The sequence below is a fragment of the Pseudomonas sp. NPDC086581 genome (assembly GCF_044746165.1).
Lineage (GTDB): Bacteria > Pseudomonadota > Gammaproteobacteria > Pseudomonadales > Pseudomonadaceae > Pseudomonas.
In genome coordinates this window covers 167,236-186,103 of the sequence record NZ_JBIVBR010000010.1, presented here as the reverse complement: position 1 = coordinate 186,103, position 18,868 = coordinate 167,236, and the positions used below count along the sequence as shown (strand labels likewise).

Genomic DNA, 18,868 nt, shown 5'->3' with positions numbered 1-18,868 from the left:
GGCCTGTGACCCGCCACTGGAAGTAGGGAGTCCGCATGTCCGTCTTTGCCTCATCCGCCCAGGACCGCCCGCTCGACCTGGGCGACATCCTGCGCGAGCTGGTCACCCAGGGCCGCGTTGCCCAGGATGACGCCGAGCAGTGCCTGGCGATCCGCCGCAGCGCCGTGAAGAACCAGCAGCACCCGCTGGAGTTCCTCGCGGCGCAGCAGGTCGCGGACCGCCAGCGGCCGGGGCACAAGCTGGACCTGGACACCCTGGTGAGGTGGCTGGCGGACTTTTCCGGGCAGCCCTACCTGCGCATCGACCCACTGAAGATCGACGTCGCCGCGGTCACCCCGCTGATGTCCTACGCCTTCGCCCAGCGCCACCAGATCCTCGCGGTCGCGGTCGCGCCGGATGAAGTCACCATCGCCAGCGCCCAGCCGTTCGTGCATGCCTGGGAAAGCAACCTCACCCACGTGCTCAAGCGCCCGATCAAGCGCGTGGTCGCCAACCCGGTGGATATCCAGCGCTTCACCGTGGAGTTCTACCGCCTGGCCAAGTCGGTGACCGGCGCCAGCTCCGGTGACCAGAAAATCAGCGGAGTCGGCAACTTCGAGCAGTTGCTCAACCTGGGCGCCAGCGACCAGGAGCCTGATGCCAACGACGCGCACATCGTCACCATCGTCGACTGGCTGTTCCAGTACGCCTTCCAGCAACGCGCCAGCGATATCCACATCGAGCCGCGCCGCGAGCAGGGCACCGTGCGCTTCCGCATCGACGGCGTGCTGCACAATGTCTACCAGTTCCCGCCGCAGGTCAGCATGGCGGTGGTCAGCCGCCTTAAGTCCCTGGGCCGGATGAACGTCGCCGAGAAGCGCAAGCCGCAGGACGGCCGGGTCAAGACCAAGACCCCGGACGGCGCCGAAGTGGAGCTGCGCCTGTCGACCCTGCCCACGGCTTTCGGCGAAAAGATGGTGATGCGGATCTTCGACCCCGAAGTACTGCTCAAGTCCTTCGACCAGCTCGGCTTCTCCCCCGACGACCTGCGCCGCTGGGAGAGCATGACCAGCCAGCCCAACGGCATCATCCTGGTCACCGGACCGACCGGTTCGGGCAAGACCACCACGCTCTACACCACGCTCAAGCAACTTGCCACGGATGAAGTGAACCTCTGCACCATCGAGGACCCGATCGAGATGATCGAGCCTTCGTTCAACCAGATGCAGGTGCAGCACAACATCGACCTGACCTTCGCCAGCGGCGTGCGCGCCCTGCTGCGTCAGGACCCGGACATCATCATGGTCGGCGAGATCCGTGACCTGGAGACCGCCGAGATGGCGATCCAGGCGGCACTCACCGGCCACCTGGTGCTCTCCACCCTGCACACCAACGACTCGCCCACCGCCATCACCCGCCTGCTGGAATTGGGCGTGCCCTACTACCTGATCCGCGCCACCGTGCTCGGCGTCATGGCCCAGCGCCTGGTGCGCACCCTCTGCCCGCACTGCAAGGCGCCGATGGAGCTGCACGAGGAAGACTGGCAGGAAGTCACCCGCCCGTGGAACGCGCCGCTGCCCACCGGCGCGCACCAGGCGGTCGGCTGCCTGGAATGCCGCGACACCGGCTACCGCGGGCGCGCCGGCGTCTACGAGATCATGCTGCTGAGCGAGTCGCTGAAGGAATTGATCACTGCCGACACCGACCTCATCCCGCTGCGTCGCCAAGCCTTCAAGGAAGGTATGCGCAGCTTGCGGCTATCCGGTGCGCAGAAGGTTGCCGCCGGCCTGACGACCATCGAGGAAGTCATGCGGGTCACCCCGCAGAGCGAGCAGAAGTAAGCCGCCGGTCAGCCGCCTGAGGAAAACTCCGCGGGCGCCTGCCGGACTTTCCGGCGTTGCCAGCCCGGCGCGCCGGTTCGGTTACACTCGATCTTCATCCTCCACGCCAGACAAGGAGTCTTTTGCATGGAAATCGGCAGCGTCGCCCTGCTCTTCGTCATCCTCGCCATCGTCATCGTCCTCATGGGGTTCAAGGTCGTGCCCCAGGGCTACGAATGGACCATCGAGCGCTTCGGCCGTTATACCGTCACCTTGAAGCCGGGCCTGAGCATCATCATTCCTGTGGTGGACCGTGTCGGGCAGAAGATCAACATGATGGAGCGCGTGCTCGACGTGCCGCCGCAGGAGGCCATCAGCGCCGATAACGCCATCGTGCAGATCGACGCCGTATGCTTCTTCCAGGTGGTCGACGCGGCGCAGGCGGCCTATGAAGTGAGCGGGCTGGAAAACGCCGTGCGCAACCTGGTGATGACCAATATCCGCACCGTGCTCGGCTCCATGGAACTGGACCACATGCTCAGCCAGCGCGATGCGATCAACGAACGCCTGCTGCGCACCGTCGACGAGGCCACCGCGCCCTGGGGCCTGAAGGTCACCCGTATCGAGATCAAGGACATCAGCCCGCCGGCCGACCTGGTGGAAGCCATGGCCAGCCAGATGAAGGCCGAGCGCTTGAAGCGCGCGCAGATCCTCGAAGCCGAAGGCCGCCGCGCCGCGGAAATCCTCACCGCCGAGGGCAAGAAGCAGGCACAGATCCTCGAAGCCGAGGGCCTGCGCCAGGCGGCGTTCCTCGAATCCGAAGCCCGCGAGCGCCAGGCCGAGGCAGAAGCCAAGGCAACCCAGGTGGTATCCGCAGCCATCGCCAACGGCAACGTGCAGGCGATCAACTACTTCGTCGCGCAGAAGTACGTCGACGCCCTTGGCCAGCTGGCCAGCTCCAACAACAGCAAGATCGTACTGATGCCGCTGGAAGCCAGCCAAGTGATCGGCGCGGTCGGCGGCATCGGCGAGATCGTCAAGGCCACCTTCGGCGAAACCAAGGGCCGTAGCTGATGGCCGCCTTTCTCCAGAACCTCGGCTTCTGGGACTGGCTGGGCCTGGGCATCGTCCTGCTGATCCTGGAAATCTTCGGTGCCGGCGGCTACCTGCTGTGGATCGGCATCGCTGCGGCGCTGACCGGCGTGCTGTCGTTCCTGCTGCCGGGGCTGGACTGGGTCTGGCAGTGCCTGGCCTTCGGCGTGCTGGCGATCCTCACCGCGCTGTACTGGTGGAACCACCAGCGCGTCAACAAGCGCCAGGCCGTGCCCTCCAGCCTCAACCGCCGCGGCAGCGAGCTGGTCGGCCGGCAGTTCGCCCTGCACGACGCCATCGTCGGCGGTCGCGGCAAGATCCGCGTCGGCGACAGCGTCTGGCTGGTCAGCGGGCCGGACCTGCCGGTGGGCGCGCAGGTGCGCGTGACCGGGCAGGATGGTGTGCTGCTGCTCGTCGAGCCAATCTGAGCGCCGATCAAACCGGTATCTGTAGGAGCGAGCTTGCTCGCGAACCTGCCCCCGCTGCGGAGTTCGGTTCGAGCAAGGACCAGGCGCCCCTTTCGGTCCTACGAAAAGCAAAAAAGCCGCCCCAGGGCGGCTTTTTTCATTCAGGCGAAACTCAGCTCGCGGTCGGCTGCGCCGGGGCGCGGCGGTAAGCCCAGACCATCAGCGCGATGCCGCCTAGGACCATCGGTACGCACAGCACTTGGCCCATGGTCAGCCAACCCCACGCCAGGTAGCCCAGCTGGGCATCCGGCACACGGACGAACTCGACGATGAAGCGGAAGATGCCGTAGCACAGCACGAACAGGCCGGATACCGAGGCGGTCGGGCGCGGCTTGCGGGTGAACAGCCAGAGCACGACGAACAGCGCGACGCCTTCCAGCGCGAACTGGTACAGCTGCGACGGGTGGCGCGGCTCCGGGCCGCCGGTGGGGAAGATCATCGCCCAAGGCACGTCGGTCACCTTGCCCCACAGCTCGCCATTGATGAAGTTGCCAATGCGCCCGGCGCCGAGGCCGATCGGCACCAGCGGCGCAATCAGGTCCATCAGCTGGAAGAAGCTCTTGTTGTTGCGCTTGCCGAACCACCAGGTGGCCAGCATCACGCCGATCAACCCGCCGTGGAACGACATGCCGCCCTTCCACACCTCGAAGATCAGCGTCGGGTTGGCGATGTACTCGTCCAGGTTGTAGAACAGCACGTAGCCCAGGCGACCGCCCAGGACCACACCGCACGCCACCCAGAAGACCAGGTCGGAGAGTTTCTCCTTGGTCCAGGTCGGATCGAAATCCTTCAGTTTGCGCGACGCCAGCAGCCAGGCGCCACCGATGCCGATCAGGTACATCAGGCCGTACCAGTGGATTTTCAGCGGCCCGAGCGCTACGGCAACCGGGTCGATCTGTGGATAAGGCAGCATCCGCTACTCCTGTGGATTGGAACTCAGATCAGGAAACTCAAGCCCACGCCGAACAGCAGCAGGGCGAACAAACGCTTGAGCACCAGGGGTGGCAGGCGATGGGCCAGCCGTGCCCCGATGCGGGCGAAGAACATGCTGGTAACGGCAATGCCCACCAGCGCCGGGAGGTAGACGAAGCCCAGGCTCATCTCCGGCAGCTGGTCGTTGTGCCAGCCGACAGCAATGAAGGATATCGCGCCGGCGATGGCGATCGGCAGACCGCAGGCCGAGGAAGTCGCAACCGCCTGTTGCATGGAGACGCCACGCCAGGTCAGGAAAGGCACGGTCAGCGAGCCGCCGCCAATACCGAAAATGGCCGAAGCCCAGCCCACCACGCCGCCCGCCATGCTCAGCCCGAAGCGTCCCGGCAGGGCGCGACCGCCTTTGGGCTGCAGGCCCAACGCCATCTGGATAGACACCAGCACGGCGAAGGTGCCGATGATCTTCTGCAGCACCGGGCCCTGGATCTTCGACGCGGTGATCGCCCCCAGTGCGCTGCCGACCAGGATACCGACGGTCATCCAGGCGAATACTGGCCAGCGCACCGCGCCGCGACGATGGTGTTCGAGGATTGAATTGATCGAAGTGAAGACGATGGTCGCCAGAGAAGTGCCGACCGCCATCTGCGTCAGCACATCCGGCGAAAAACCGTGGGCGCCGAAGCTGAACACCAGGGCCGGGACGATGATCAACCCGCCGCCGACGCCGAACAGGCCGGCGAGGACGCCAGCGCAGGCGCCAAGCACCAGGTAGAGCACGAACTCCATGGGCAACCTCGGGCAACAAAGCGGGCATGGTAGCCGAAGGCTCCCGGGCGCTCCAGCCACTCCGGGACATCGGCGGATGTTGATAGACTGCCGGAACACCACGGAGTTCGACCCATGTGCCTGATCGTCTTCGCCTGGCGTCCCGGCCACGCCACGCCCCTGATCGTCGCGGCCAACCGCGATGAGTTCTACGCCCGCCCCACCCTGCCGCTGGCGGCCTGGGAGGAATTCCCCGGCGTCCACGCCGGCCGCGATCTGGAGGCCGGTGGTACCTGGCTGGGCGTGGCGCCGGACGGCCGCTTCGCCGCACTGACCAACGTGCGCGATCCCGGTCAGCCGGTGGGCCCGCGCTCCCGGGGCGAGCTGGTGGCGGCCTTCCTGCAGGGCCGGCAGGCGCCGCTTGAGTACCTGCAGCAGGTCGCCCGGCACGCGACGGATTACAGCGGTTTCAACCTGCTGGTAGGCGACGGCACGCAGCTCTGCTACTTCAATCCCCGCGTCGGCCCGCCGGTGGCGATCGCGCCTGGCGTCCACGGGCTGTCCAACGCCGCGCTGGATACGCCCTGGCCGAAGCTGCTCAGCGCCCGCCAAGGGCTGGAGGCGGTACTGGACGCACCCGACACCAGCTCACTCCTCGCCCTGCTACGCGACAACCGCCAGCCCGCCGATGCCGAACTGCCGGAAACCGGCGTCGGCCTGGCCACGGAGCGCCTGCTGTCGAGCGTGTTCATCGCCAGCCCGACCTACGGCACTCGCGCCAGCACCGCGCTGATCGTTCATGCGGACGGCCGCCGCGAGTTGCTGGAACACAGCTTCGGCCCCAGTGGCGCGCGCCTGGGCGAAGTTGCCCTGATGGTCTAACAGGTGACGATGCAGTCGCGCTGGGCCTTGGCGCGATAGAGCCCCTCGTCCAGCCGACGCAGCATCACCGACAGGTCCTCCCCTGGCTGCATCGCCGTCACAGAGAAGCTGGCGGTGAGCTGGGTCGGCAACGAGACGTCGGCCCGGCGCAGGCTCAGGCGCAGCCGCTCGGCCAATTCGCGCGCCGCTTCGCAGGTGGTTTCCGGCAGCAGCACAATGAACTCCTCGCCGCCCCAGCGGGCGAAACAGTCCTCTTCGCGCAGACGCCGCCGCACCACTTCGGCGACAGCCACCAGCACGCGATCCCCTGCAGGGTGGCCGAGGCTGTCGTTGATGCGCTTGAAGTGGTCGAGGTCGAACATCATCAGCGAGCAACCGTGGTGGTGCCGTTGCAAGCGCTGCCATTCGGCATGCAGCTGTTGTTCGAAGCGCCGCCGATTGGCGATCTGCGTCAACGGATCGATCTCGGAAAGGCGTTGGGCGACGGCGGCCTGTTCGGCGAGCGCCTGGTTGGCCTGGCGCAAGGCCTCTGTGCGTTGCAGCACCAGGTATTCCAGGCTCAGGTTGAGCTGGTGTAATTCCTGGTTCTTTTCCTGCAGCGCCAGCTCCGCGAGCTTGCGCTCATGGATATTGCGGTGTGCGCCGATCATTCGTGTCGGCTTGCCATCGCTATCGAACTCGAAGAAGCGCCCGTGATCGCTGACCCACAGGTAGTTGCCGTCCAGGCAACGGCAGCGATATTCCTCGCGGTAGACGCCGCTGCGCCCCTGCACATAGGCATCGAAGGCGAACATGACCCGCTCGAAATCATCGGGATGGATGATCTCGTGCCATGTGGCGACGTTTTCCGGGAGGCTGTCAGGGTCATAGCCAAGCATTGCGTACCACCCCGGACTGCGGGTGACATGGTTGGTGCGGATGTCCCAGTCCCAGATGCCATCGCTGACGATGCTCAGGGCATAACGCAGGGTGCGGGCGCTGGCGCTGGTTTCCGTGCAGGGGCTTTGGTCGAGCTCTTCCATAAGCTGCGTCCCGGCCGGAGAGCCGGCCTTGTCTCTTCATCCGCCCTGCAGTAATGCACGGTTCCGCGGGGCTCTTTCGCCAGGGGCTGCTGGAGCGTCAGGCCTGGATGGTCGCGGCCGGGTTGATCACACGCCCCAACCCAAGGTTGCGCAGGGCCAGGTGCAGCGAGCTGTGGATAACTTGCGGGTTGTCGAAGGTCATCAACTGGCTGAGCAGTTCGCGAGCCCTGGACAAGGTCATCTGGCGCAACAGCCATTTCACCTTGGGCAAGTTCGTGGCGTTCATCGACAGGGAATCGAAGCCCATGGCCATCAGCAGCACGGCGGCCGCCGGATCACCGGCCATTTCACCGCAGATGCTCACCGGCTTGCCTTCAGCGTGGGAGTCATCGACCACCTTCTTCAGCGCCTGCAGCACGGCCGGGTGCAAGTAATCGTAAAGGTCGGCGACGCGCGGGTTGTTGCGGTCCACGGCCAGCAGGTACTGGGTCAGGTCGTTGGAGCCGACCGAGAGGAAATCCACCTGGCGCGCCAGTTCGCGGGTCTGGTACACGGCCGCGGGGATCTCCACCATCATGCCGATTGGCGGCATGGGGATGTCGACGCCTTCGTCGCGCACTTCGCCCCAGGCACGGTGGATCAGGTGCAGCGCCTCTTCCAGCTCGTGGGTGCCGGAGATCATCGGCAGCAGGATGCGCAGGTTGTCCAGGCCTTCACTGGCCTTGAGCATGGCGCGGGTCTGCACCAGGAAGATTTCCGGGTGGTCGAGGGTAACGCGGATACCGCGCCAGCCGAGGAAGGGGTTGTCTTCCTTGATCGGGAAGTAAGACAGCGCCTTGTCGCCACCGATGTCCAGGGTGCGCATGGTCACCGGCAGCGGATGGAAGGCGGAGAGCTGCTCGCGGTAAATGGCGAGCTGTTCCTTCTCGCTGGGGAAGCGGTCGTTGATCATGAACGGGACTTCGGTGCGATACAGACCGACACCTTCAGCGCCGCGCTCCTGGGCGCGCGCCACGTCCGCCAGCAGGCCGGTGTTGACCCACAGCGGCATGCGATGGCCGTCCAGCGTCTCACAGGGCAGCTCGCGCAGCGCGGCCAGGCCCTTGCTCAGTTCCTTCTCTTCGGCGACCACTTCGCCGTACTGCTTGACCAGCTGCGGCGACGGGTTGGTGTAGATCTCGCCGTGGTAGCCGTCGACGATCAGGTCGATGCCGTCAACCTTGGAATACGGCAGGTCAACCGCGCCCATGACGGTCGGGATGCCCATGGCGCGGGCGAGGATAGCGACGTGGGAGTTGCCCGAGCCGAGTACCGAAATCAGGCCCACCAGTTTGCCTTCCGGCACTTCACCAAGCATGGCCGGCGACAGTTCCTCGCTGACGATGATGGTCTGGTCGGGGTAGGTCAGTGACTGCTTACGCTCTTCCTGGAGGTACGCCAGGATGCGCCGGCCGATGTCCTTCACGTCCGATGCACGCTCGCGCAGGTAGGCGTCGTCCATCAGTTCGAAGCGCTGCACGTGCTCCATGACCACCTGGCGCAGGGCGCCCTGTGCCCACTGACCGGTGCGGATGATGCGCTTGACCTCGAGGCCGATGGAGGCATCGTCGAGCATCATCAGGTAGACGTCGAACAGAGCGCGCTCTTCCTTGCGCAGCTGGGTAGCCAGCTTGCTGGAGAGATTGCGCATGTCCTCGCGGACCGATTCCAGCGCCTGCTTGAAGCGCTCGACCTCGGCCTCGACGTCGTCGATGGGTTTGTCCGGGACTACTTCAAGGTCGGCCGGCGGCAGCACCACCACCGCCTTGCCCACGGCCACGCCGGGGGCGCCGGGGACGCCGACGAACTTGGCTTCGCTGATGCCCTTGCCCATCTTGCCCAGGCCGCGGATCGAACCGGTGGCTTCGGCGTGGGCGATAACACCGGCGAGCTGAGCGCTCATGGTGACGAGGAAGGCTTCCTCGCCCTCGTCGAACTGGCGCTTTTCCTTCTGCTGCACGACCAGAACGCCCATCACCCGACGGTGGTGGATGATTGGCGCGCCGAGGAAGGAGGCATAGCGTTCCTCGCCGGTCTCGGCGAAGTAGCGGTAACGGGGGTGTTCGGAGGCGTTCTCGAGGTTCAGCGGCTCTTCGCGGGTGCCGACCAGGCCGACCAGGCCCTCGTTCGGCGCCATGCTGACCTTGCCGATGGAGCGCTTGTTCAGACCCTCGGTGGCCATCAGCACGAAGCGGTTGCTCTCCGGGTCGAGCAGGTAGACCGAGCACACCTGGCTGCCCATGGCCTCCTTGACCCGCAGCACAATGATGCCCAGCGCCGCCTTGAGGTCCTTGGCGGAGTTCACTTCCTGGACGATCTTACGCAGCGTGTTGAGCATGGCGTGGGGGTCTAACTCCTTGAACTTCGTGCTAGTCGCGCGCCAGCAGGCGCGGTGCCAATTCCTTCAGAGCCCGGCGGTAGACCTCGCGCTTGAAGGTCACGACCTGGCCCAGCGGGTACCAGTAGCTCACCCATTTCCAGCCGTCGAATTCGGGCTTACCGGTCACATCCATGCGCACCCGGCTTTCCTCGCCGGTCAGGCGCAGAAGGAACCACTTCTGTTTCTGCCCGATACACAGCGGCTGGCTGTTGGTACGCACCAGGCGTTGCGGCAGGCGGTAACGCAGCCAGCCCCGGGTACAGGCGAGGATCTTGACGTCCTGCTCTTCCAGGCCGACTTCTTCGTTCAGTTCGCGGTACAGCGCTTCCTCAGGGGTTTCTCGGGCGTTGATGCCGCCCTGGGGAAATTGCCAGGCTTCCTGGTTGATGCGCCGTGCCCACAGTACCTGTCCGACATCGTTGCAAAGGATGATGCCGACATTGGGGCGAAAACCATCGGGATCGATCACGGCGGTACATCCTCGAAATCGCGTGTGCCCGCATTGTTCCACAAAGCTTGTGACAGCGGCAACGCGGGCTGCGGCGTCCTGTGCCGGGTGCGCAAAAGCCGTTACTCTAGGCGACTTTTCCGTATTGGCAACTGGCGGTAACTCATCGTGCGACTGGCTCTCTTCGATCTCGACAACACCCTTCTGGCCGGCGACAGCGACCACAGCTGGGGCGAATGGCTGTGCCAGCGCGGGCTGGTGGACGCCGGCGAGTACCAGGCGCGCAATGATGCCTTCTATGCCGACTACATGGCCGGCACCCTCGACGTGTTCGCCTACCAGGCCTTCACCCAGGCGATCCTGGGCCGCAACAGCCTCGACCAGCTGGACACCTGGCACCGCCAGTTCATGCAGGACGTCATCGAGCCCATCGTCCTGGCCAAGGGCGAGGCCCTGCTGGCCGAGCACCGCGCCGCGGGCGACAAGCTGGTGATCATCACCGCCACCAACCGCTTCGTCACCGGCCCGATTGCTGCGCGCCTGGGCGTGGAGACCCTGATCGCCACCGAATGCGAGATGCTCGATGGCCTCTACACCGGTCGTACCTGTGACGTGCCCTGCTTCCAGGGCGGCAAGGTGACCCGCCTCAATCGCTGGCTCGACGAGACCGGCCTGAAGCTGGACGACGCCTACTTCTACAGCGACTCGCGCAACGACCTGCCGCTGCTGGAGCTGGTGGCAAACCCGGTGGCCGTCGACCCAGACGACACCCTGCGCGCCGTCGCCCTTGAGCGCGGCTGGCCGGTGATCAGCCTGCGCGGCTGAGCGCTCGTCAACGTGCGCTGAGGGCCCACCAACCCGCGCTGAGGGCTCAGAAGTCCTTGTTCACCATCAGGTAGAAGATCGCCAGAAAGGCCAGGAACGCCGGCCAGCCCAGGGCGAACCACCAGCGCATATAGAGGAAGGCCCTGGGCGGCAGCGCTGCACCACCGCAGTGCGCCGCCTCGGCCATGTCGCGCACGCGGATCTGCAGCCAGACCACCGGCAGCCAGCAGACACCGGCGAACACATAGAGCGCCAGGCTCCACAGCAGCCAGCCCGAATCCAGCGGCCAGCCAGCCATGTGCGCCATGGCGATGCCGCTCAGCGGCTGGAACACCGCCGTGGTGGCGATGAACAGCCAGTCGGCGGTGACCAGATGGCGGAAGGTGATGCGGATGGCTTCCAGGTTGCCGCTGCGCCAGGCCCGCCAGCTGTAGTAGGCCGAGCCCAGCCCCGTGCCGAACAGCAGCGTGGAAGACAGGATATGAAAGGTCTTGAGCAGCAGGTAGAGATTCACGCGACGGGCGTCACACCGGCTTGCTGATCATCAGCACCAGGATGGCGACCACGCACAGCAGCGCCAGCACGAAGAAAGCCAGGCCGAACTTCCACTGCCGCGCGGCGCCCGATGCAATCGGCTCGCCACTGCTCTGCGCCACCAGTGCCAGGTCGCGGATGCGCCACAGGCGGGTGGTGAACAGCAGCCAGAAGATAGTCGCGACGATCAGCAGGCAGGCGCTGCCCAGCAGCCAGGTCTGCCCCAGCGGCCAGCCGACGGTCTGCACCATGCGGTAGCCGGTGACTGGCAGGCTGGCGACGCTGCCGGCCACCAGTACCCAGCCGATCAGGCCGATGCGCTGCAGCGCCTTGGCGATCACCCCGGCGTCGCCGCCACGCCAGCTGCGCCAGCCGTACCAGGCCAGGCCGATGATGGCCAGGAACGGCAGCACCGCGGCGATGCCGTGGAGGATGCGGAAGGTCTGCAGGCTTTCCATTTCAATTCCCTGTGAAGAAGGCGGCGTTCCGACAAGCCTAGCAGCAGTCGCGCCGCCCCTGCCCGATCCTCAGCCGAGGAACAGGCGGTAGGCCGGGTTGTCCGTCTCGTCCCAGTAGGGGTAGCCGATCTCTTCCAGCGCGGCCGCCACCAGGTGACGCTCGTCTTCCGGCACCTGCAGGCCCGCGACCACGCGACCATCGGCCGCGCCGTGGTTGCGGTAGTGGAACAGGGTGATGTTCCAGCGCCCGCCCAGGCGGTTGAGGAAGTTGAACAGCGCGCCGGGCCGCTCGGGGAACTCGAAGCGGAACACCTGCTCGCCGGAGACGCGCGGCGAATGGCCGCCGACCATGTGGCGGATGTGCAGCTTGGCCAGTTCGTTGTCGGTCAGGTCCAGTACCGGGAAGCCCTGCTCCTGCAACTGCTGCACCAGTGCCGCGCGCGGGTCGTTCTCCGGGTGCGTCTGCACGCCGACGAAGATGTGCGCTTCGCTGTCGGTGTTGTAGCGGTAGTTGAACTCGGTGATCTGGCGCTTGCCGATGGCCTCGCAGAAGGCCTTGAAGCTGCCCGGGCGCTCGGGGATGGTCACGGCGATGATCGCTTCGCGCTTCTCGCCCAGCTCCGCACGCTCGGCCACGTGGCGCAGGCGGTCGAAGTTGATGTTGGCGCCCGAATCGATGGCGACCAGGGTCTCGCCCTTCACGCCTTCGCGCTCGACGTAACGCTTGATCCCGGCCACCGCCAGCGCGCCGGCGGGCTCGGTGATCGAACGGGTGTCGTCGTAGATGTCCTTGATCGCAGCGCAGATCTCGTCGGTGCTGACGGTGATCACTTCATCGACATGGTCCTTGCACAGCTCGAAGTTGTGCTTGCCAATCTGCGCCACGGCCACGCCGTCGGCGAACAGCCCGACCTGGCCTAGCACCACGCGCTCGCCGGCGGCCATGGCGGCCTGCAGGCAGTTGGAGTCGTCCGGCTCGACGCCGATGACTTTGATTTCCGGGCGCAGGTATTTGACGTACGCGGCGATGCCGGAGATCAAGCCGCCGCCGCCGACCGGCACGAAGATCGCGTCGATGCGGCCGGGGTTCTGGCGGAGGATTTCCATGGCGACGGTGCCCTGGCCGGCGATCACGTCCGGATCGTCGTAGGGATGGATGTAGACGTAGCCCTTTTCTTCCACCAGCTTCAGCGAGTGCGCCAGCGCATCGGGGAAGGCGTCACCGTGCAGCACGGCCTTGCCGCCACGGGCGCGTACGCCCTGGACCTTCAGCTCCGGCGTGGTGCGCGGCATCACGATGGTGGCCTTGATGCCCAGCTCGCGGGCGGCCAGTGCCACGCCCTGGGCATGGTTGCCGGCGGAGGCAGTGACCACGCCGCGGGCGAGCTCTTCCGGGCTCAACTGCGCCAGCTTGTTGTAGGCGCCGCGAATCTTGAAGGAGAACACCGGCTGCAGGTCTTCGCGTTTCAGCAGAATCTGGTTGCCCAGCCGCTCGGAGAGCTGGCGGGCGGGCTGCAGGGGCGTTTCCACGGCAACGTCGTAGACACGCGAGGTGAGGATCTTCTTGACGTAGTGTTCGAGCATCGGAAGGGCTATATCGGCGGCTTTTCGAGGAACCGCGAGTCTACTCCAGCCAGCGCGGCGCGGGCCACCGAACAATCCGCGCGCAGATGACCATAACAGTTGCCCGGCGGCGCAACACCGGCGCGCCATCGACCGCTATAATCCGCCCTTTCGACCACTCTCCGGCGCCGTTGCGCCCACCCAGATAAGAAGACTCCCGCCATGAACCAGGATCAGCTCAAGCAGGCTGTGGCCCAGGCCGCCGTCGACCACATCCTTCCGCACCTCGACAGCAAGAGCATCGTCGGCGTGGGCACCGGCTCCACCGCCAACTTCTTCATCGACCTGCTGGCCAAGCACAAGGCCGAGTTCGACGGTGCCGTGGCCAGCTCCGAAGCCACCGCCCAGCGCCTGAAAGGCCACGGCATCCCGGTCTACGACCTGAACACCGTCAGCGAGCTGGAGTTCTACGTGGACGGCGCCGACGAGACCAACAAGCGCCTGGAACTGATCAAGGGCGGCGGCGCCGCGCTGACCCGCGAAAAGATCGTCGCCGCGGTGGCCAAGGAATTCATCTGCATCGCCGACGCCAGCAAGCTGGTACCGATGCTCGGCGGCTTCCCGCTGCCGGTGGAAGTCATCCCCATGGCCCGCAGCCACGTGGCGCGCCAGCTGGTGAAGTTGGGCGGCGACCCGGTGTACCGCGAGGGCGTGCTGACCGACAACGGCAACATCATCCTCGACGTGCACAACCTGCGCATCGATAGCCCGGTACAACTGGAAGCGGCGATCAACAACATCGTCGGCGTGGTCACCAACGGCCTGTTCGCCGCGCGCCCGGCCGACCTGCTGCTGCTGGGCACCGCCGAAGGTGTGAAGACCCTCAAGGTCTGATGCCCTCATGCGCCATCCGCCGGATGGCGCCTTCCAGAGCGCCCGCTGCCGTCTACGCTGGGATGACCCAACCCTCCCGGAAGGAGATGCAGCATGGCCGCCAAGTACCATCTGAAGAAGGCCAGTGATGGCCAGTTCCACTTCAACCTGCACGCCAGCAACGGCGAGATCGTCCTGACCAGCGAGCTGTACAAGGCCAAGACCTCGGCCATCGACGGCATCGAGTCGGTGCGCAAGAACTCCCAGCGCGAAGGCGCCTTCGAGGTCAATGTCGCGACCAACGGCAAGCATTATTTCGTGCTCAAGGCCACCAACGGCCAGGTCGTCGGGCAGAGCCAGATGTACGCCAGCAAGGCCACCGCCGATGCCGGCGTGGCGGCGGTCAAGCGTTACGCGCCGGAAGCCCCGATCAGCGACGACACCTGACAGCGCACCATTTCGGTGAGCGCTCCCTCACGCCCGCTCAGCACGGCCGGCCTTGCCGCCGGCCGTGTATCACCATTGTTACAGTGGCGCGACACCCTCGGTCACTGACGCGTCAAATTCCGCCCATCTCCGGCGAACCGGTCCACATCCTGCTTTCCTCCGGCGCACGCATCGAAGACCGATGCGATTCCAATCGACACAGAGGAAAGTGCCGTGTTCAGACCCTTAGCCGTTGCGCTCAGCCTGGGCTGCGCTGCGCTGGCAACCGACGCCAACGCCTACGAATACGGGGAATATGCCGGGGACACCCTCGACACCCTGATCAACGATTACCCCGGCCGCTACCGCGGCACCGCCAGCTTCGCCGGCGCCACCGCGCTGATGCAGTCGCGCCTGGGCTTCGGCTACCAGACGCAGGTCCAGGACTTCACCTGGGCCGGCAACCGCAGCTCGCAGAACGTCATTGCCAGTGCCCCGGGCAGCAGCGGCCAGTACGTGGTCCTCGGTGCGCACTACGACACCTATTACGGCCGTCCGACCCTGCAGGGTCTGGACGACAACGGCTCGGGCGCCGCCGTACTGACTGAGATCGCCCGCAACCTGGGCGGCGTCGCCCTGGAAAACGGCCTGGAAGTGGTCGGCTTCGGCGCCGAGGAGGAAGGCCTGCGCGGTTCGCGCGCCTATGTCGCCTCACTCAGCGACGAGCAGCGTAGCAACCTGCTGGGCATGATCAACCTCGACAGCCTGATCACCGGCGACAAGATGTACGCCCACGCCGGCTTCAACAGCGTCGACAATCCCGCGCTGGGCGCCTACCGCGACCGGCTCCTGCGCATCGCCCAGGAACTGAAGATCCCGCTGTTCACCAACCCCGGCCTCAACGAGGAATACCCTGCCGGCACCGGTTGCTGCAGTGACGGCGAAAGCTTCGAGGGCCTGAACGTCCCTGTCCTGTTCATCGAGGCCACCAACTGGGAGCTGGGCGATCTCGACGGCTACGAACAAACCGACAACCCCGCCATCCCTGGCGGCGCCACCTGGCACAACCCGGCGCTGGACAACGAGCAGGTGCTCACTGGCGCCTTCGGCCAGGAGCGCATCGACCAGCGCCTGCGCGACTTTTCGCGCCTGCTCACGCGCCTGGTGCTGGAGCTGACCAACGCCGACCTGCTTGCCTCCACCGCCTCCGGTGGCGCCATGGCACGGCAGATGGAAGACCAGCTGCAACGCCAGCACCTGGCCCTCACCCGCCTGCACGACCGCCGCTGGCTGACGCTGCTGGGCAGCTCGCGCCCGGTCGGCAGCTTCGACGGCGCCGTTGGCGTGGAAGGTGAAACCACCCCCGAAAGCGGCTTCGACATGCCCGGCGACCCGCGCTCCCACCGTGCCGGCGTCAACCTGCTGGGCGACTACCGCGCCAGCGAAGCGCTGACTGTCGGCGGAAGCCTGAGCTTCCAGCGCAGCCGCGACAACCTCGATCACAGCGCCCGCCTGGAAGCGGAAACCTGGCAACTGGGGCTCTATGGCCTGCTCAACGATGGCGGCCCGGCCTGGCTGGGCGGCGAACTGAGCGCCGGCTACGCCGACTTCGACACCAAGCGCTCGGTATACCTGAAGGCGAATAACGGCCCGGTGCTGCTCGACCAGCGTATCGACGGCGACACCAACGCCTGGTTCTGGGGCGCGCGGGTCGACGGCGGCTACGACTTCGACATCGCTGGCATCAAGACCGGGCCGCAGGGCGGGCTGGACTTCGTGCATTACCGCATCGACGACTTCAATGAGGACGACGACCTGCGTACCGCGCTGGGCTACGAGAAGCAGGACTACGACTCGGTGGAAGCCAGCCTCGGCTGGGGCCTGCGCGGCGAGCTGCCGTTGGGCAACCGCATGGCCGTGCAGCCCTACGCCAGCGTGCGCTGGGTGAAGGAGCTGGCCGACGGGCGCCTGGACGACATCGCGCTGACCGCCCTGGGCGATGGCCGCACCCGCGTCGCCGATCTGGGCGACGTGGACAAGGACTTCGGCCGCGCTCAGGTTGGCGCCCTGCTGGCAGTCACCGAGCAATTGGGCGTGTTCGCCGAGGCCAACTCGCGCTTCGCCCACAGCGAAGGCAGCCAGGCGTCCTATTCCCTCGGCGTGCAGTGGCAGTTCTGATCGCCTGAGTGCGAGGCGCCTTCAGTGCGCCTCGCGCTTCTTGAACACGTAGAAGAGATTGGGCTCGCTGACCAGGTACAGCGTGCCCTGGTCGTCCATGGCGATGCCCTCGGCCTGCGGCACGCTGCGCCGCAGGCCCTGCATGCCGCGCAGCAGCGACAGCGAGCTGATCGGCTCGCCATTGGCGCTCAGCTCCAGCACCAGCCGGGATTCGTCGGACAGCGCCAGCAGGTGCCCGCTGCGCTCGTCGTACTGCAGGCTGGAAAGATCGCGGACGAACAGGTTGCGGTTGTGCTCAAGGTCTTCCACCACATGTACCGCGATGGGTTGCTCCGACTGCTCGTAGGGGAAGCCGCGCACCTCGTAGATGTGCACCGGGTTGCGCTCCTTGGCGACGAACAGGCGCTTGCCCTGCGAGTCGTAGGCCAGTCCTTCGAAACCGCTGTTGCCACCGCGCCCCAGAGCCAGGGCGAGCTGTTGGGCGTCTTCGGCGTGCAGTTCCTTCGTGTCGTCGCGCAATTCCACTCGCAGCAGACGCTGGTGGGTCTCGTCGGTGATCACATAGACGTTGCGGCTGATGTACTCGATGGCCTCGGTGTCGCCGAAGCCGTGCAACGCGATCCTGCGCAGCACCTTGCCTTCCAGCGACAGCTCGACCAACTCGTTCTGCTTGTTGGTGACGGTGAACAGGGTCTGTCGATCCGGGTCGTAGGTCAGCGCCGAGACGTTGTCTTTGAGCCCCTCGATGGGTTGCGCCTCCAGCACCACGCGGTAGTCGGGCAGCCAGAGGGACTGCTCCTGCCACTGTGCGGCGTGGCGCCACTCATTGAACTTGAACCAGACGCGCTCGTAGACCCGGACGCTCTGGCCCAGCGCAATCAACGCGGCCAGGGCGAACAGCGCCATTAGCAGGAACAGGCGACGGGGTTTGAGCAAACGGCGCATGGAGGACTCGGGGAGGGGATGGCGTGGCAGAGTGACAGCAGCGCCTGAAGCCAAACTTAAAGGCCATCATCCGCTGCGGGCAGGCTAGAGTCAGGTTAGCGCAAGACTGTCCTGTGTTTCTTTTGCAAGCGACTGCAAGAGGCGTATCGATGGCCCAGCACCTGCTTCCTGAACAACGCCAGCAGGCGACCCTGCACACCGTGGTACTGGCCACCGAGGTGCTACACCACGCCGGCGTGCCGCGCCCGAAGCTATTGGAGGGCAGCGGCATCGGCGAGGCGGACCTGCTGACGCCGGAGAAGCTGATCACCCACGCGCAGGAACTGCGGGTCTTCGCCAACGCCCTGAACTGCCACCACGATCCGGCGCTGGGCCTCTACCTCGGCCTGCGGATGCATGTCTCGGCTTATGGCATCCTCGGTTACAGCATGCTCGCCAGCCGCACCCTGCGCGACGCGCTGCAACTGGCGCTGTCGTTCCCCGAGCTACTCGGCACCTACTTCCGCCTGGCGCTGACGCCGCAGGGCGACGAGGTCCACCTGACCGCCGACGGCTACCGCTACGCGCCGGAACTGACGGTGTTCAACACCGAGCTGTGCCTGACTTCGCTCCTGACGGTGATCCGCGACCTGCTCGGCGAGTCGGTGCGGCCTCGTCGGCTGCTGCTCGCGTATCGGCCGCCACTGCACGCAGAGACCTACACCGAGCGCCTGGGCTGCCCGGTGGATTTCGGCGCGCCCACCAGCGCGCTGTGCTTCAGCCCGGCACTGCTGGACCGGCCGTTGCCGCTGGCCGACCCGGTCAGCTGCCACAACGGCGTGCAGCAGTGCCTGCGCATGAGCGGGATGCTCAGCGCCCGTGGCGACGTGCTCGACCAGTTGCGCCAGCACCTGGCGAGCCACCTGCAGGACACCGCCAGCCTGGACACCGTGGCGCGGCATCTGCACCGCTCCACCCGCACCCTGCGGCGCCACCTGCAGCAGCAGAACACCAGTTATCAACAGGTACTCGACGAGGTTCGCTTCGACCGCGCGCGGCAGCTGCTCAAGGACACCGACCTGCCGATCTACCTGATCGCCGAGCAGCTGGGCTACAGCGAGACGGCCAGCTTCCGGCATGCCTTCCAGCGCTGGAGCGGGGCGAGTCCGAGTTTGTATAGGGGCTGAGGATTCGGCCGGGAACACCCTCTCCCCCAGCCCTCTCCCTGAAGGGAGAGGGAGTGTCCGAGTGACTTTCGCG

At 66.0% G+C, this 18,868-nt stretch carries 18 protein-coding genes; 9 read left to right on the top strand and 9 right to left on the bottom strand.

Annotation, left to right across the window (positions count from 1 at the left end):
* Positions 1-35: 35 nt before the first annotated feature.
* The 3 genes from ACIPK7_RS20815 to ACIPK7_RS20805 all read left to right on the top strand — a co-directional run bounded on the left by ACIPK7_RS20815 (position 36) and on the right by ACIPK7_RS20805 (position 3,319).
* Positions 36-1,820, top strand: coding sequence for a GspE/PulE family protein (locus tag ACIPK7_RS20815; RefSeq protein ID WP_192433195.1), 1,785 nt, complete (start codon positions 36-38; stop codon positions 1,818-1,820).
* 126 nt (positions 1,821-1,946) lie between these two features.
* The gene (locus ACIPK7_RS20810; RefSeq protein WP_401089908.1) at positions 1,947-2,873 is read left to right on the top strand and encodes an SPFH domain-containing protein; all 927 of its coding nucleotides are present in this window, start codon (positions 1,947-1,949) and stop codon (positions 2,871-2,873) included.
* Positions 2,873-3,319, top strand: coding sequence for an NfeD family protein (locus ACIPK7_RS20805; RefSeq protein ID WP_192433198.1), 447 nt, complete (start codon positions 2,873-2,875; stop codon positions 3,317-3,319). Before ACIPK7_RS20810 ends, ACIPK7_RS20805 begins: the two co-directional genes overlap by 1 nt.
* A gap of 151 nt (positions 3,320-3,470) precedes the next feature.
* Here the strand turns inward: ACIPK7_RS20805 and lgt are convergent, their stop codons facing one another.
* The gene (lgt, locus tag ACIPK7_RS20800) at positions 3,471-4,271 is read right to left on the bottom strand and encodes a prolipoprotein diacylglyceryl transferase (protein ID WP_192433200.1); all 801 of its coding nucleotides are present in this window, start codon (positions 4,269-4,271) and stop codon (positions 3,471-3,473) included.
* Positions 4,272-4,294: 23 nt separating this feature from the next.
* On the bottom strand, positions 4,295-5,077 hold the full coding sequence (locus tag ACIPK7_RS20795) for a sulfite exporter TauE/SafE family protein (protein WP_401089906.1): 783 nt from the start codon (positions 5,075-5,077) through the stop codon (positions 4,295-4,297).
* Between the two features lie 114 nt (positions 5,078-5,191).
* Here ACIPK7_RS20795 and ACIPK7_RS20790 point away from each other — a divergent pair, with 114 nt between their 5' ends.
* Positions 5,192-5,938, top strand: coding sequence for an NRDE family protein (locus ACIPK7_RS20790; protein ID WP_401089904.1), 747 nt, complete (start codon positions 5,192-5,194; stop codon positions 5,936-5,938).
* On the opposite strand, the gene ACIPK7_RS20785 is transcribed toward ACIPK7_RS20790, so the two are convergent.
* The 3 genes from ACIPK7_RS20785 to ACIPK7_RS20775 form a co-directional block, all read right to left on the bottom strand.
* Complete coding sequence (locus ACIPK7_RS20785) at positions 5,935-6,960, bottom strand: diguanylate cyclase domain-containing protein (RefSeq protein ID WP_401089902.1); 1,026 nt, start codon at positions 6,958-6,960, stop codon at positions 5,935-5,937. The genes ACIPK7_RS20790 and ACIPK7_RS20785 overlap by 4 nt on opposite strands.
* 97 nt (positions 6,961-7,057) lie before the next feature.
* The gene (gene ptsP / locus ACIPK7_RS20780; protein ID WP_081515272.1) at positions 7,058-9,337 is read right to left on the bottom strand and encodes a phosphoenolpyruvate--protein phosphotransferase; all 2,280 of its coding nucleotides are present in this window, start codon (positions 9,335-9,337) and stop codon (positions 7,058-7,060) included.
* Between the two features lie 31 nt (positions 9,338-9,368).
* Entirely contained in the window at positions 9,369-9,848 is a 480-nt protein-coding gene (locus ACIPK7_RS20775) for an RNA pyrophosphohydrolase (RefSeq protein WP_017520843.1), read from the bottom strand.
* A 147-nt stretch (positions 9,849-9,995) separates the two neighbouring features.
* Between ACIPK7_RS20775 and ACIPK7_RS20770 the strand changes: the two genes are divergently transcribed.
* Positions 9,996-10,652 (top strand): HAD family phosphatase, encoded by a 657-nt coding sequence (locus tag ACIPK7_RS20770; protein ID WP_192433208.1) that lies wholly within the window; start codon positions 9,996-9,998, stop codon positions 10,650-10,652.
* 46 nt (positions 10,653-10,698) lie between these two features.
* Here ACIPK7_RS20770 and ACIPK7_RS20765 read toward each other — a convergent pair whose 3' ends face one another.
* From ACIPK7_RS20765 to ilvA, 3 genes are all read right to left on the bottom strand, one after another.
* Positions 10,699-11,166, bottom strand: a complete 468-nt coding sequence (locus ACIPK7_RS20765) for a DUF2269 family protein (RefSeq protein ID WP_401089900.1) — start codon at positions 11,164-11,166, stop codon at positions 10,699-10,701.
* 10 nt (positions 11,167-11,176) lie between these two features.
* Positions 11,177-11,644 carry a DUF2269 domain-containing protein gene (locus ACIPK7_RS20760; RefSeq protein WP_401089898.1) on the bottom strand — a complete coding sequence of 156 codons (468 nt, stop codon included), beginning with the start codon at positions 11,642-11,644 and terminating at the stop codon, positions 11,177-11,179.
* A gap of 69 nt (positions 11,645-11,713) precedes the next feature.
* Positions 11,714-13,240: a threonine ammonia-lyase, biosynthetic gene (ilvA, locus tag ACIPK7_RS20755; RefSeq protein WP_192433456.1), complete on the bottom strand. Its 1,527-nt coding sequence runs from the start codon at positions 13,238-13,240 to the stop codon at positions 11,714-11,716.
* A gap of 189 nt (positions 13,241-13,429) precedes the next feature.
* On the opposite strand from ilvA, the gene rpiA reads away from it, so the two are divergent.
* The 3 genes from rpiA to ACIPK7_RS20740 all read left to right on the top strand — a co-directional run bounded on the left by rpiA (position 13,430) and on the right by ACIPK7_RS20740 (position 16,684).
* The gene (rpiA, locus tag ACIPK7_RS20750) at positions 13,430-14,101 is read left to right on the top strand and encodes a ribose-5-phosphate isomerase RpiA (protein WP_401089897.1); all 672 of its coding nucleotides are present in this window, start codon (positions 13,430-13,432) and stop codon (positions 14,099-14,101) included.
* Positions 14,102-14,194: 93 nt separating this feature from the next.
* Positions 14,195-14,527: a YegP family protein gene (locus ACIPK7_RS20745; protein WP_192433216.1), complete on the top strand. Its 333-nt coding sequence runs from the start codon at positions 14,195-14,197 to the stop codon at positions 14,525-14,527.
* 213 nt (positions 14,528-14,740) lie between these two features.
* Positions 14,741-16,684: an autotransporter outer membrane beta-barrel domain-containing protein gene (locus ACIPK7_RS20740; RefSeq protein ID WP_401089895.1), complete on the top strand. Its 1,944-nt coding sequence runs from the start codon at positions 14,741-14,743 to the stop codon at positions 16,682-16,684.
* Positions 16,685-16,705: 21 nt separating this feature from the next.
* On the opposite strand, the gene ACIPK7_RS20735 is transcribed toward ACIPK7_RS20740, so the two are convergent.
* Positions 16,706-17,629, bottom strand: coding sequence for an SdiA-regulated domain-containing protein (locus ACIPK7_RS20735; RefSeq protein WP_401089893.1), 924 nt, complete (start codon positions 17,627-17,629; stop codon positions 16,706-16,708).
* Positions 17,630-17,778: 149 nt separating this feature from the next.
* Between ACIPK7_RS20735 and ACIPK7_RS20730 the strand changes: the two genes are divergently transcribed.
* Positions 17,779-18,795, top strand: coding sequence for an AraC family transcriptional regulator (locus ACIPK7_RS20730; RefSeq protein ID WP_138213755.1), 1,017 nt, complete (start codon positions 17,779-17,781; stop codon positions 18,793-18,795).
* The last annotated feature ends 73 nt before the right edge of the window (positions 18,796-18,868 follow it).